Origin of the sequence: Yersinia enterocolitica subsp. enterocolitica, from assembly GCF_901472495.1 — a bacterium.
Classification (GTDB): domain Bacteria; phylum Pseudomonadota; class Gammaproteobacteria; order Enterobacterales; family Enterobacteriaceae; genus Yersinia; species Yersinia enterocolitica.
Genome location: NZ_LR590469.1, coordinates 1,485,923 through 1,499,361, shown reverse-complemented (window position 1 = coordinate 1,499,361; position 13,439 = coordinate 1,485,923). Strand labels below are relative to the sequence as shown.

The following is a 13,439-nucleotide window of genomic DNA, read 5'->3' as shown; positions in this document are numbered from 1 at the left end:
GAAATGAAACCCGGAGATATTATCACTCCGGGTTTCATCATTATTTCAGGCGTTGCTGTAAGTAACGGTCATAATCCGGGATGGCAATAGTCACTTCGCCGCTAAACAAGGCGGAGTCAATTAAGAAGTCGGCGGTAGAGCGGTTAGTCGCAACCGGAATATTCCAGACTGTGGCAAGACGTAGCAGGGCTTTGACATCAGGGTCATGTGGTACGGCATTGAGTGGATCCCAGAAGAAAATCAAAATATCAATTTTCTTCTCAGATATCAGCGCACCCACCTCTTGGTCTCCGCCCATAGGGCCACTGAGTAAACAGTGAACATCAATACCTGTTGCCTTCTGTACCAGGTTTCCGGTGGTGCCAGTCGCATACAGTTCGTGCTGTGACAAAAGGTCTCTGTTTTGCATGACCCATTCGAGCAGAGATTTTTTGCAATGGTCATGAGAAACCAGGGCAATATGCTTGCGTGCCGCAATGGTGCGGGTGGTGAGTTCCATCAACTTTTCCTTCAATGTAACCGTCATAATTCAAGCTGCATGAGCGTTGGCTGCCTTCCTGCAACTCAAATTATTTAGGGTATGAGTGCCAGCGGTTTGCAGACAGATTACTGAAATGGTGTTTTAGTTCATAGCAGTAACGCAAAGAAATGCGAGGAAACAAGCATAACCTGATGTTTAAGAACGGGCTTGAGCTTATTTGGTTACTTCAATGGCTGTTTTTTAGCCCATAATAAGAAGCGTTGTTGTGTGTCTGCGTCGGCTTGCAAGAACCAATATTGCAGCATCTGTTCTGCCACATTTTCACCCTGCAAATTGGTGGTTTTTTGTGGGGAGTTCGTTCCTGCAACTGCAATCGTGGTTCCCGGAACAGCGCTCACTGGCGAGGGGGGGGATAGTAGCAAAAGAGGGAACCGAAGCACCGAATTGCCCGACGTTATAAGATGCCATCGCTGTTTCAAGTGTTGCCGCAGTATTAAGATTATCCTGATGTAATACATCGTGGCGTACCGATAATGGCCGCCCATTATCGCCAATTAGCTGATATGACGGGTTTTTAGAAAACTTGATACCATCTCGCTCGGTCTCGATTACGGGTAATTTTATCGCCACTGACCGGACATTACGGGTGTTGAACACCACCACTAATGGCGGGGATGAATATAAGACTTTTGGATCCGTTGGGAGAGGTTTGGCAACTTTGAATAGAATTTGATGCTGACCGCTATTTAGCTCCAGGCTATCAGCCCCTTTGAGTAAAGAACCTGACATATTTTTGCCATCGACCACCAACAGATCAATTTCCGGAGCAAGTTTTAAGGTCGTGGCTATAGCTGATGTACTACAGCAAACGGCCAAAATCCCTGCGACCACCAGACCAAATTTCATGTGCTACTCCTGAGGGTGATATCCACTTACATTGTCAGACACGCTAGATTATGTGTCAAAGTCTTTCCGGTTGCCCATATTTATTTACTTTTTGAAATATTCGGTATAAATATGTCGTCGTTATCTTAATGAATTCTAAAGATAAAAGAGCCAATCTAACAGCTATTACTGCTATAACTATTAAATCAAATCAATTAGGGAGCGTTTATCCGCAGTTTTCTGAATGATATACACTGAGATGTCACCTAATATTGGTAAATCCATCCGGATGCAAATGGATTGGAGTATTCTTTTAGCGCATCAGAGGAACTGAAAAATGCACGATAAAGACATTGCTGACATTCTCCAACAGGTAAAGACAATTGCTTTAGTGGGGGCCAGCGATAACCCCGCGCGGCCAAGCTACGGCGTGATGAATTATCTGTTAGAGCAGGGATATCAGGTCACACCCGTCAGCCCTAAACTGGCTGGAAAAACGTTATTGGGTCAGCAGGTTTATGCTGAATTAGCCGATATTCCTTATCCTATTGATATGGTAGATGTATTCCGCAATGCTGACGCGGCATATGGTGTTGCACAGGAAGCTATTGCTATCGGAGCCAAGGTGTTGTGGCTGCAAATCGGTGTTATCAACGAGCAGGCTGCAACATTAGCCGCAGATGCCGGTTTAAAGGTTGTTATGGATCGCTGCCCTAAAATTGAAATTCCGCGATTAGGATTAGAGAAAGAGTAATGTTTTTGGCAGCAATAGCCTTGAATATCCCCTATAAAAAACCCGGCAACCAGGTGCCGGGTTTTATCAAGAAATTTTAACATCTAGTTACGCAGACGCGGAGCCTGCAACTGATGGCGGATAGAGGCTGCCAGTTCATCTAATGAAGGCTGTTCAGGATGGGCATCCATATCTTCATAAGTCAGCTGTGCCTCTGCCAGATAAGTATGTACCGGTTGCCCTTCATCATCTTCAATCACCACGTGATACCAAGGCGACAAACGCAACGTATCATTGTTTGCCACCTCATCTGGTGCTGGTGGCTCAAGAGAGTATTCAGGATCGATATCAATTACTACACCTAAGTAGCCGTGGAGGCGGTGGCGAACCTGCTGCCCGATACCGAATTTGCTCGCGATCATGATAACCTCCTGGGAAACTATTACGCTGCTTTATATATGAGGGCAACGCAGGGCATTTCAAGTCACATTATCCGACACGCAAATCCTTTCAGATACAAACCTTCAGGGTATGTTGCGATAACCGGGTGATCCGCTGCCTGACGGAACTGCTCTATAAATTGTATATCATGGCCTGCATCTAACGCAGCATCGGCTAAAATTTTCTGGAATAAATCTGTAGGCATCAAACCAGAACAAGAGAAACTTAATAAGATGCCGCCAGGGCGTAAAAGCTGTATCGCTAACATATTGATATCTTTATAGCCGCGACAAGCACTGGCCAGTTGGCTTTTATTTTCCACAAATTTCGGTGGATCCATGATGATCATGTCAAACTTTTCCCCTTGTGCGCGATAGTTGCGCAGCAATTGGAATACATCATCACGAATAAATTCGGCTTTACTTAGATCTAGCTGATTAAGCTCAACATTTTGTTTAGCGATATCCAACACGGATTGTGAAGTATCAACACTGATAACTTGTTGGCAATTTCCCATCAGCGCTGCCACGGCAAAGGCCCCGGTATACGAGAAGCAGTTCAGAACGCGACGGCCATCGGCATAATTACGCGCCGCCAGGCGGCTATCTCGCTGGTCTAAATAAAAACCTGTCTTATGACCATGCTGAATATCTACCAGCAATTTCATACCGTGCTCAGTGATAGGTAATAGAGCCGGAGGCATCTCGCCCCAGACAGTACCTTGTGTCAGTTCCAGACCTTCTTTTTTACGCACCGAAACATCGGAGCGATCATAAATTGAGCATTCTGGATAGCACTGTTGTAATGCACTGACCAGCGCTGCACGCTGATGTTCAGCACCTGCCGATAGCAATTGCAACACCAGAAAGTTTTGGAAACGGTCGATGGTAATACCCGGCAAGCCGTCGGATTCACCGGCAATAAGACGATAGCCATTCAAACCATCACGCTGTGCCAACCAATCACGCCAGCTCTGCGCCTGCTGTAGACGGCGAACAAAGAATTCGCTATCGATAACTTCATCTTGTTGGAACGTCCAGACTCGGGCCACAATTTGTGACTCAGGTGAGTAGGCCGCACGAGCCAGCCATTTTCCCTGGCTATCAAGAATATCGATGGTTTCACCCGCGCTTGCATTGCCTTCAAGGCGTTGCACTGCCCCAGAGAAAATCCACGGATGGCGACGAAGTAAGGATTTTTCACGTCCTCTAGCAAGAAATAGGCGCATTATAATATTCTTTTAAAATCAAATGGTTGAAATTGATAAGTTATTATCAATCAAAATAAGGTCACAATGATATAGCAATATCATGCCACTCACTACCACGACGGCCTTGCTAGCTCGCTCTCACTTGGGCAATTTAGCCTGTTATCAACCGCTCTCTCAGATTCAATCGAAAGGTCGAAAATTTTTCACTAACATATTCATAGAGCTATAATTACTTTCTTGGTTCAAACTTTCTTCATCGCAGGAATAGCATATATGACTAATAAGCAAACTCACTTAGAACTCACCGAAAAGCAAAAAGAAGAAATTGATTTAATTGCGTTACAGCGGGTTAACGCCATGAATAGCGATGAGTTTCTTTGTAACACCATTGACCAAAAAATTCATTCGATGGAAGAACACCTTAAATCCTATTTCCAGTCGCGTTTTTCGTTCCATTTGAAACAAAAGAACGGCGAGAAATAGAGGTAAATTTCGTTGGAAAACATAAAAGAAATCATCATTTATCTCTCTCAGTCATTACAGCTATTGCTGGAGTTCTTGTCTGTTATTTGTGTTTTTGTCGGGTTGGTAAAGTCACTGCCCACTGCAATAACAAATTTTAAGAATCAGTCGATACTCCACTTAATGAGAACGCGTTTTGGTACCTGGCTGGCTTTGGCGCTAGAGTTCCAATTAGCGGCTGATATCTTGGCGACCACAATTAACCCAAGTATGGAGGAATTGATCAAGCTGGCCATCATTGCTGTTATACGAACATTCCTTAATTACTTCTTATCTAAAGAGTTAGAGTCGGCGGAAAGTAATTTTGCCAACGCCAGCGCGCATCATGGGAAAAAGTAACAATAGATGAGGAACTGATATGGCAAAAGTATGCATTGCTGCTTATGTTTATGGCGTCGTTCAAGGTGTGGGCTTTCGCTATAGCACACAACGTCAGGCACTGGCACTAGGGGTCACAGGGTATGCCAGAAATTGTGATGACGGCAGTGTAGAGGTTGTGGCTTATGGTGAGCAACAAGCGGTCGAGCAATTGATGGAGTGGATTAAGCAGGGCGGACCACGCGGGGCGAGGGTTGATCGCCTGCTGACCGAGCCTTATCCAGCCACTCCATTTGAGACATTTAAAATTCGCTATTAGTCCATCAACCTGACTGATTCATTAGCATTAAATACATTTCACCGGCTTTGGCAATCCGGCAATTTTTGTGGCTTGTTTTGCCGGCCCTTGGGGAAATAGACGATAGAGATAGCGGCTATTGCCTTTTTCTTCACCGTATTTCTGCGCCATGGCTTTAACCAGCATACGGATTGCCGGTGACGTATTGAATTCCTGATAAAACGCACGCACAAAGCGCACCACTTCCCAGTGCGGTTCGGTGAGTGTGATGCCCTCTTGTTCAGCCAGTATTGGGGCCAGTGCTTCGCTCCAGTCGGCGCTGTCTTTCAGGTAACCCTGCGCATCGGTCTCAATAGTGCGTCCTTCAAACTCCAACATATAACCTCAATTATCCCATCAATGAAACGGCTGCTAATTTAGCAAATATTTGCCTGTCTCCCAAAGAAGTCTATGCTTTTAGCTCGGCAAAGTGACAGAAACGTCATTGAGAGCCAAGAGGCGCGACTGTTGTACAGTGAATCATCATCGTGATGATTAATTCATCATTCAATAATCATATGGTGGCTTTTTGCCCGATTAAACACAAACAAGCTTTACAAGCGGCAGAGCTCTGTTTATAGTTCGGCTCGTTGCGGAGGGGTGGCCGAGTGGCTGAAGGCAACGGTCTTGAAAACCGTCGACGGGTAACCGTTCGAGAGTTCGAATCTCTCCTCCTCCGCCATCTTCTCTTCGTATTTCTTATCTTTTCAGTACATTCCCCAGATAATCATTCAGCATTTCTCAGCGTAACAAGCTGGTAAGGCGTTTTTATTTCGTCTGTCTCCGACGTTCAGCGGCTGAGGTGCGGCTAGCAATAATTCCTCTTTATCAGTCCACAGATGGAACTCCCCTTTACCCGATAAACTGATGTTGAGTGATTATCAGATTAGGGTCATAACCCTGACACCAGAGAGGGGCTGATTTTTCAGACAATAAGCCGCAATCCGTTCGGTAATACGGTGCTTCTGACAAACTAAGCTGATATAGCGTAGGCCAGATATCTTTGTGACTGCCCACCCGGGATGCATCAAAATGACTGCTTAAGTGCCAATTCGACGGTGTCAGGATAGGTAATACCACGGATATTATGATCGCCTGTTGCAGCAAGCGCTGGCAAAAGATCCTTTGCAATACACGGCGTTGATGTTGCAAGCCAATGATAACTTTACTCATGCACGCTACGCGCAAGCCATCGCGATTTGGCAACAGTTACTTGAAAGCGATAATCCCGATCTTGACCGTGCGGTGATTATCCGCGCGATGCAGCCGTCATCTTAGATAAACCCTGTTGTGGTCCAAATAATAGGCAAAAAAAACCCTTACCAATCTCATTTGGTAAGGGATGCCAATTCGGCCAACACCAGGGAAACATTATAACCGTTTATTTATCATACGATTTATTTAGGTTACTGACATGACTTAAGTCAACTTTACTCACATTACATTAATATGTTTAATGTTTATATGTGTTTGAAGAATATTTTTTAGGTTTTTTTGCTCGATGAGTCTCTTTGGCACGACAACGCGAGTCCATTGAGACGAAAGGTGGTTAAATAAACAACAGGATGCGCCGATAAAATCATCAGTGGTGATCTTTCTCAGAAAGAGAGTATGCGTTGAGGAGGGGTATGACATCTGATTTGATGGCCATCTGAATGTAAAAACATCCAGATGGCAGGGTGAAACTTGTACTTGGTGAATCTGAAGTGCCCTGGTGTTGGCGAAAATATATTCTTTTCAGACTAACTTTCTTAACGGCAGTGCGCTAAGATACTAGTTCTATTATATTAAAATCTAATTCTGCAAAGCAAAAACAGTTTAATTAACATAGGGGTATAATAATAGCTAGCCTTAGGTCTAGTTATCTAAACTATACTTTGGTCTAGGTTTTCTCTTATCGGGCGTCAATTTTATATAAGAAATGTTTGTGAGGATATGTTATACCGCATTTTCTATTGAAAACAAGGCGATAAAATTGTATTGTTACATTATACACAGAGTAGAATTGGCCTATTATGATAATTGACTATTTTGATAACGAAAGTATTAATGAAGATATAAAAAACTATATTCAACGCAGAATAAAGGCCTATGGTGATCTTCGTTATTCTTATTTAGTTATGAATAAGAAAACCCCTCTGCATCCCACTATTATCTCTAATTATCCATTAGATTGGGTAAAGAAATATAAAAAGAACAGTTATCATCTTATTGATCCGGTTATATTGACGGCGAAAGATAAAGTCGCCCCTTTTGCCTGGGACGATAATTCCGTTATCAATAAAAAATCGACGGATTCCGCCGTGTTTAAGTTAGCCCGAGAATATAATATTGTTAATGGCTATACTTTCGTACTCCATGATAATAGTAATAATATGGCAACGTTAAATATCTCCAATGGAAGCGACGACAGTATCTCTTTTGATGAAAGCATTGAAATAAACAAAGAAAAAATTCAAATGCTACTTATCCTCACACATGAAAAGATGTTAGGCCTTTACCAAAGCAATAGTGATAAGAATGAAAATAGAAACCCGAAAATAGAGCGAGACATATTCTCGCCGAGGGAAAATGAAATTCTATACTGGGCCAGCGTCGGTAAAACCTATGCCGAAATCTCAATTATATTAGGAATAAAAAGAAGCACAGTTAAATTCCACATTGGCAATGTTGTCAGGAAACTGGGTGTTTTAAATGCCAAGCACGCAATAAGGCTTGGCATAGAGTTGAAACTTATTAAACCTATTTAATAATACCAGGTACAATCATCGGCCAGGTTTCGAGAGTTTTTGGTTCAACCTGATGTACTCTCAGTATTTTATTTATCAGTTGTTGCTGGCTATCGTTATCAATACCCAAGTGTAAAAGATAAATAACTTCATTTTTCTCTGATTCACCTTGGTTCAATACCGTAATATTCCAACCTGAGCGTTTCAGTAGTATAAACATTCCTCGGCTGACTACCGTGAGTATCCCTTTATGCCCACGATCCCTGGCGTAATTCACCATCGCAAGAAACAGTACAGTACTAAGGGAGCTGTTATTGCCCACCATATCTCTTGCTAATGCTTTTTCAACAAAGAATCGGCTGGATTCAATAAAACCATCAATAGGTAAGCTCACATCAGAAAAATAAGGAGCAAATGGCCCTGTAATCATGGTTGGATATTTCATATCAATAAAGCGAACACTGCAAACAATAGTATCGTCTATTGTTCCTAATATATAATTAGTGTTCTCATCATCATATTGGTCGCTTTCTTTGCCATCAATACAGGTTACTTTCCAGTCCAGTCGATCTTTAAATGTTATTTTTCTAAGTGAGAAAATCTCGTCTAACTTCCTTTCCGGCATATTATTAAAATTTACGTTAAAGAGTTTTAACATAATAAAAACCAAAGTTATTTAATTAAAACAACATCGTACACGATCTCTATCTATGAGTGCAAACATTGAACGAGACTTAGCGAGTGCAGTAATAGCACACTCATTTTTTCGCCATCGTACGTTTATTCTACAAACAGAGTACCGCGTTTAAAGATTTTTGGCTCATGATGAGCTATAGATGCGGGCTAATAGAATTGTCGGGATTTTTTTAAGAGAAAAGTGACATTAGACAAGATTTTTATACAATAAATGGTTATAACGAAACAATGTTTCATTTTTTGTCTAAAAAGGATGCTGACGTGGACCGCAGTCCTCCGCTTTTTACTAATAAAAAATTTGTTTTTCTCGTCGCAACATTTTGTTGTCTGTTGTGGGGCAGCGCCTACCCGGCCATAAAAAATGGTTATGCGCTGTTTCATATTGCAGCTGATGATATTCCGAGCAAGATGGTGTTTGCCGGGTATCGTTTTTTATTGGCAGGTTTGGTATTACTGCTTTTTGCTGTCGCTAGCGGTAAGGCTATTGGTCGCCTTAAGAAGAGCCAATATAAGCAGATTGCTATTTTAGGGCTTACGCAGACAACATTGCAGTACGTTTTTTTCTATATTGGCCTGGCATACACCACTGGGGTTAAAGGTTCTATTATGAATGCGACAGGCACTTTTTTTAGTGTCCTGTTGGCACATTATATTTATAAAAATGACCGACTGACCTTCAATAAAATCATTGGATGTGCCTTGGGGTTTGCCGGGGTCATGGTGGTAAATTTTGGCTCGGGCTTGATGGACTTCAATTTTTCTCTGATGGGCGAGGGTTGTGTTGTGTTGGCTGCATTCATCCTTTCTGCCGCCAGTATTTATGGTAAACGTATTTCACAAACTATGGATACCACGGTAATGACAGGCTATCAGTTAGCCATTGGTGGGTTAGTTTTAACGCTGGGCGGTTATCTGTTTGGTGGATATTTGAGTGATTTTGGCTGGCAGGCTTTATTACTACTGGCCTATCTGGTGCTGTTATCGTCCGCAGCGTTTGCGCTTTGGAGTTTATTGCTTAAATATAATCGGGTCGGCATGGTGGCCCCATTCAATTTCCTTATCCCGGTTTCTGGCGCGGTGCTATCGGCTATTTTCCTGAATGAAAGTATTTTGGAATGGAAAAATGCTATTGCACTGGTGTTGGTATGTGTGGGTATTGTGTTAGTTAACCGAATTAAGCAGGGCAGAAGTTAGATGTTGTGACAGCATGAGATATTGTTGCGGCAATAATAATAGTGGTGTGCTAACCGGGCTAATAAATGTTGGTTAGCACACCCATATGGTAATACTGAATACTGTAATTATCAGGCTTTATCGGTCACTATTTTAACCCCGACCCGGCTCACTCGGTCAGATTCCATTTCGGCAATGGTCCACGTCAGGCCATCCCACTCAATCTGGTCACCAATAACCGGTTCACCACCAAAGAGATAGAGCACGAACTGACCGAGTGTTTGTTGTTTATCGACACCCTGTTCCAGATTAAGACCATAAATCTGAGATATATCATCAAGCTTTGCATCTGCGTCGAGAATAAAGTCGCCAAAGAAGCGCTCATCCAACTGGATGCTGGGTGACTGGCTAAATAATTTTCCCAGTGCGGGCAAGTGATGTTCCTGACCAATAACGCACAAAATATCGCCTTCTTTCAAGCGGGTATTGCCGTTGGGATGTAATAAGTCTTTGCCACGAAACAGTGCTGCAATGCGCGTTTCCTGCGGCATTTTTAAATCACGCAACGCTGCGCCGATACACCACTTATCGGAGCTGAGCTGGTAAATAAACTGCTCCCACTGGTTATTTTTATCAATGTCTAAACCAATCCGTGCCACCGGAGCGAGCGCGGGCGGCACCACCAATTTTGTTTTGCGCGCAGCAAATGACAAACTGGTGCCTTGTAATAGCAGCGAGACCAGCACGACAAAAAAGGCGACATTGAAGAATAAATTCGCATGGGGAATACCGGCCATCATCGGGAACACTGCCAGAATAACCGGAACGGCACCGCGTAAACCGACCCATGAAATAAAGATGCGCTCACGCAGATTAAAACTGGGGAAGGGCAGTAAGCCGATAAACACTGATAGTGGTCGGGCGAATAGAATCATCCACAATGAGAGAATTAATGCCGGAATGGCAATCGGCAACAACTCACTTGGGTTAAGCAATAACCCCAATACCAGAAACATGCCAATTTGACTGAGCCATGCCAACCCATCGAAGGTCTGTAAAATACCCGCGCGGTTGCGGATGGGGCGGTTGCCGAGCATCAGGCCACAGAGATAGACCGCCAAAATCCCGCTGCCATTCATCGCGGTGGTGAGTGAAAATACCAAAATACCGCCACTGACGGCCAGTAATGGGTATAAACCGCTGGGTAATTCTATCCGGTTGATGAGCAACAACAGCAAGCTGCCGCCACCCAATCCGATGATAATGCCCAAACCAAATTGCTGAATCAGGTGCACCAAAAACATCCAGCTCAGGCTGGATTCACCGGCGGAAATCATGGAAATCAGGGTAATGGTCAAGAATACGGCCATTGGGTCGTTACTGCCTGATTCTATCTCCAGAGTGGCACTGACTCGCTCGTTGAGACCTTTGCCACCTAACAGTGAGAAAACGGCTGCCGCATCAGTTGAACCTATAATCGCACCAATCAATAAGCCTTGAATGATATCTAAATCAAATAGCCAGGCAGCGGCCAAACCGGTCAGGCCCGCAGTAATCAACACACCTACGGTTGCCAGCGACAGGGCAGGCCACAATGCGACACGAAAGGAAGATGCCCGGGTACGCATGCCGCCGTCTAACAGAATGACGGCTAATGCCAGGTTACTGACCAGATACGCGACAGGATAGTTATCGAAGGCAATCCCACCGATGCCGTCGGTGCCTGCCAACATACCAATGGCCAGAAAGATGACCAAAATGGGGATGCCTAACCGTGAAGAGAGTGAGCTCAGTAAAATACTGGCTCCCACCAGCACTGCGCCAATCAAAAAAAGGCTGTTAATAGTGATGGCGTCCAATGTGGGAGATCTCCTGATGTGAAAAAGCGGGTGGGCCGAAATATTATACACAGATTTAGAGCGAGCAATGGGAAGATATGACCTAATTCAATGTGTTAAATAAGGCTATATACCCGTCATACTTCAAGCCGCAGGTGTGTTGGCTATGTTCAATCACCCGAATCACTTACTTATGTAAGCTCATCGAGATTCTCTCCCTTGCCGTCTTCATGCAACTCGAATTATTTTGGGTATAAATTGGAGAGGATAGGGAGATATAGCCAGATCGCTCACCTTTCATTGCCCAGCGGGGAATCAAGGGTGAGCGTTGGATGAAAAACTAGTCGCGTTTTAGTGCAGCCAAAGCTCTTTTCAGGGCTTCAAAGGTCACTGCTTTTTCCTGTTCAGGAAGATTATCGACAGAAAGTTGTGAAAGTTCATTGACTAATACACTGCGATCTTTGCCGGTGATCGCGCTGTCCAGTGCGCCGCTGAGGCGATTAACCAAGGCCAACAAAGTGCTGAACTCGGTGACTGGCGTAGTTTCAGATGTGGGATTATTCTCAATAGATTCTTGCTTACTCATCACAATTCCTCTTTTTGTTGTCACTGCAAGTGAAACAAATCCTGATAAGGAATCAACAGGATAGTTGCTCTGAAAGCAGAGCGCACAGTGAGGCATTTGCCATCCCGCATCTCCATGATGGCCTGACAGTGTAGCGGTTTTATGACCAAAACGGTATGCGGATGAATCAATCGATTAGCAATAACATTATTCATTTGCATAATACTTTAATTACGCCGTTTGCTGCTGCGGCTTGCCAGAAAATAAGAATTTCAGCAAAGGAATACGGCGATGTACCTCATACAACATAAACGAAATCAGGCAAACAAAGGCCATTCCTAGTATGAAACCTAGCCCGTTGTTGTCAATTCGTGGTGTCACGAAGGCACCATAAATTAAGGTCAATGGATGATGAACCAGATAGATGAAAAGAGAAGCGTTGACCAGGTAAGTCACCCGCACGGAAGGGTAGTTGAGTAAGCGATGCCCAAGAGAATAGACCACATTAGTCATGGTCACACCGATTAATGCTTTGATGATGAGATCCAATTCAAAGGCAAAAAACTCAGCAGTATTAATATGTTGGTTTAAATAGTAAGCGCCAAACAGCAGTATCGAGGCGATTAATGCCCTCGGTGAGAATGTGAGAAAAACCTGTTTAAGTGGCGGATAGATAAAACTATAAGCACCCAGAAGAAAGAATGGCAGATAAAAAACCGTCTCCATAACAAAGAAATTGAAAACACTATTAAAAAGTATTTCAGGGTTAAGAAGGAATATGATTCTGCGTATTACAGAATAAATGAATATGAATACAAACAATGATAGTGAGATTTTTCCTATGTTATTCATTCTTTTTATCAAACCAGGAACCGAGAGTTGTTTATTCTTCATTTTCTGGAACAGATAAAAACAGAGCCCTGTTAGTAATGCGAGTGTTAACAAAAACCATAAGTGAGAAACAACTTCCCAAATAGCAATATTTATTTTTTGATAAATTGTAAATGAATTCCAATCTTGTAATTTATTGGTGTAATTCTTTAGTAAGAAGAACTGCGGCAAAGTAATGAAGGGAATAGCGGTAACAAGCGGAATAACCACACGTTCCAGGCGAACCTGAAGCCAGCGCTGGCGCTCATAGCGCTGATACAACATGAACGAAAAATAACCGGAAATAACAAAGAATACCTGCATGCGAAAAGCATGGATGAAATCATTCAATAGGGTAAAGACTAATGAAGAGTGGCTGCTATTCACCGCCCAATGATTGCTGGAGTATATAAGAGAAAGATGAAAAGGAATGCCGAGTAACATCAAATAGGCGCGAATGGCGTCTAAAAAGTACTCCCGTTGGTTAGTATTTTTTTTCATACATATTCGCTAGTTGTTATCGGAATTAGAATAACGCATCCGATTTTTTCCCAGAATGTTTTATTATCGTAATTATTCATTGGTAACTCTATACGTTATCAATGGATCAGTGTGACGAGAAACACTACTATAAGGGTTAA

At 43.1% G+C, this 13,439-nt stretch carries 14 protein-coding genes, 1 tRNA gene and 3 pseudogenes; 8 read left to right on the top strand and 10 right to left on the bottom strand.

The annotated features are described in order from the left end of the window. Positions 1-40: 40 nt before the first annotated feature. Together FGL26_RS07205 and FGL26_RS07200 are read right to left on the bottom strand one after the other, a co-directional pair. Positions 41-499 (bottom strand): methylglyoxal synthase, encoded by a 459-nt coding sequence (locus FGL26_RS07205; protein ID WP_005160079.1) that lies wholly within the window; start codon positions 497-499, stop codon positions 41-43. Positions 500-702: 203 nt separating this feature from the next. After that, positions 703-1,387: pseudogene (locus FGL26_RS07200) on the bottom strand (DUF2057 family protein). Between the two features lie 316 nt (positions 1,388-1,703). Here FGL26_RS07200 and FGL26_RS07195 point away from each other — a divergent pair. After that, complete coding sequence (locus FGL26_RS07195; protein WP_005170853.1) at positions 1,704-2,120, top strand: CoA-binding protein; 417 nt, start codon at positions 1,704-1,706, stop codon at positions 2,118-2,120. An 83-nt stretch (positions 2,121-2,203) separates the two neighbouring features. Here FGL26_RS07195 and hspQ read toward each other — a convergent pair whose 3' ends face one another. Together hspQ and rlmI are read right to left on the bottom strand one after the other, a co-directional pair. Further along, positions 2,204-2,521, bottom strand: coding sequence for a heat shock protein HspQ (gene hspQ / locus FGL26_RS07190; RefSeq protein ID WP_005160102.1), 318 nt, complete (start codon positions 2,519-2,521; stop codon positions 2,204-2,206). A 62-nt stretch (positions 2,522-2,583) separates the two neighbouring features. Next, positions 2,584-3,774, bottom strand: coding sequence for a 23S rRNA (cytosine(1962)-C(5))-methyltransferase RlmI (rlmI, locus tag FGL26_RS07185; RefSeq protein WP_172667459.1), 1,191 nt, complete (start codon positions 3,772-3,774; stop codon positions 2,584-2,586). 249 nt (positions 3,775-4,023) lie between these two features. On the opposite strand from rlmI, the gene FGL26_RS07180 reads away from it, so the two are divergent. Genes FGL26_RS07180 through yccX form a run of 3 tightly spaced genes read left to right on the top strand, consistent with a single transcriptional unit; the run spans position 4,024 to position 4,909 of the window. Beyond that, complete coding sequence (locus FGL26_RS07180) at positions 4,024-4,233, top strand: hypothetical protein (RefSeq protein WP_005170847.1); 210 nt, start codon at positions 4,024-4,026, stop codon at positions 4,231-4,233. A 12-nt stretch (positions 4,234-4,245) separates the two neighbouring features. Next, positions 4,246-4,611 (top strand): DUF1622 domain-containing protein, encoded by a 366-nt coding sequence (locus FGL26_RS07175; protein ID WP_005160110.1) that lies wholly within the window; start codon positions 4,246-4,248, stop codon positions 4,609-4,611. 19 nt (positions 4,612-4,630) lie between these two features. After that, positions 4,631-4,909 (top strand): acylphosphatase, encoded by a 279-nt coding sequence (yccX, locus tag FGL26_RS07170; RefSeq protein WP_005170844.1) that lies wholly within the window; start codon positions 4,631-4,633, stop codon positions 4,907-4,909. 27 nt (positions 4,910-4,936) lie between these two features. On the opposite strand, the gene tusE is transcribed toward yccX, so the two are convergent. Further along, positions 4,937-5,266, bottom strand: coding sequence for a sulfurtransferase TusE (gene tusE, locus FGL26_RS07165; protein ID WP_005170840.1), 330 nt, complete (start codon positions 5,264-5,266; stop codon positions 4,937-4,939). 255 nt (positions 5,267-5,521) lie between these two features. Between tusE and FGL26_RS07160 the strand changes: the two genes are divergently transcribed. Beyond that, positions 5,522-5,609 (top strand) — tRNA-Ser (locus FGL26_RS07160). Positions 5,610-5,691: 82 nt separating this feature from the next. Here the strand turns inward: FGL26_RS07160 and FGL26_RS21655 are convergent. After that, positions 5,692-6,035: pseudogene (locus tag FGL26_RS21655) on the bottom strand (LTA synthase family protein); the annotation flags it as partial. Here FGL26_RS21655 and FGL26_RS07150 point away from each other — a divergent pair. Then, positions 6,026-6,205, top strand: a pseudogene (locus FGL26_RS07150) (cytochrome C heme lyase); the annotation flags it as partial. The pseudogenes FGL26_RS21655 and FGL26_RS07150 overlap by 10 nt on opposite strands. Positions 6,206-6,942: 737 nt before the next feature. Then, positions 6,943-7,677, top strand: a complete 735-nt coding sequence (gene yenR / locus FGL26_RS07145; RefSeq protein WP_005170826.1) for a LuxR family transcriptional regulator YenR — start codon at positions 6,943-6,945, stop codon at positions 7,675-7,677. Here yenR and FGL26_RS07140 read toward each other — a convergent pair. Continuing rightward, positions 7,670-8,314, bottom strand: a complete 645-nt coding sequence (locus FGL26_RS07140; protein ID WP_005170823.1) for an acyl-homoserine-lactone synthase — start codon at positions 8,312-8,314, stop codon at positions 7,670-7,672. The two genes, yenR and FGL26_RS07140, sit on opposite strands and share 8 nt — an antisense overlap. A gap of 299 nt (positions 8,315-8,613) precedes the next feature. On the opposite strand from FGL26_RS07140, the gene FGL26_RS07135 reads away from it, so the two are divergent. Further along, positions 8,614-9,546, top strand: coding sequence for a DMT family transporter (locus tag FGL26_RS07135; RefSeq protein ID WP_005170821.1), 933 nt, complete (start codon positions 8,614-8,616; stop codon positions 9,544-9,546). A 110-nt stretch (positions 9,547-9,656) separates the two neighbouring features. Here the strand turns inward: FGL26_RS07135 and FGL26_RS07130 are convergent, their stop codons facing one another. From FGL26_RS07130 to mdoC, 3 genes are all read right to left on the bottom strand, one after another. Continuing rightward, the gene (locus FGL26_RS07130; protein ID WP_005170818.1) at positions 9,657-11,384 is read right to left on the bottom strand and encodes a potassium/proton antiporter; all 1,728 of its coding nucleotides are present in this window, start codon (positions 11,382-11,384) and stop codon (positions 9,657-9,659) included. Between the two features lie 319 nt (positions 11,385-11,703). Then, positions 11,704-11,949 (bottom strand): hypothetical protein, encoded by a 246-nt coding sequence (locus tag FGL26_RS07125; RefSeq protein ID WP_005170817.1) that lies wholly within the window; start codon positions 11,947-11,949, stop codon positions 11,704-11,706. Positions 11,950-12,159: 210 nt separating this feature from the next. After that, positions 12,160-13,299: a glucans biosynthesis protein MdoC gene (gene mdoC / locus FGL26_RS07120; RefSeq protein ID WP_005170814.1), complete on the bottom strand. Its 1,140-nt coding sequence runs from the start codon at positions 13,297-13,299 to the stop codon at positions 12,160-12,162. Positions 13,300-13,439 lie beyond the last annotated feature (140 nt).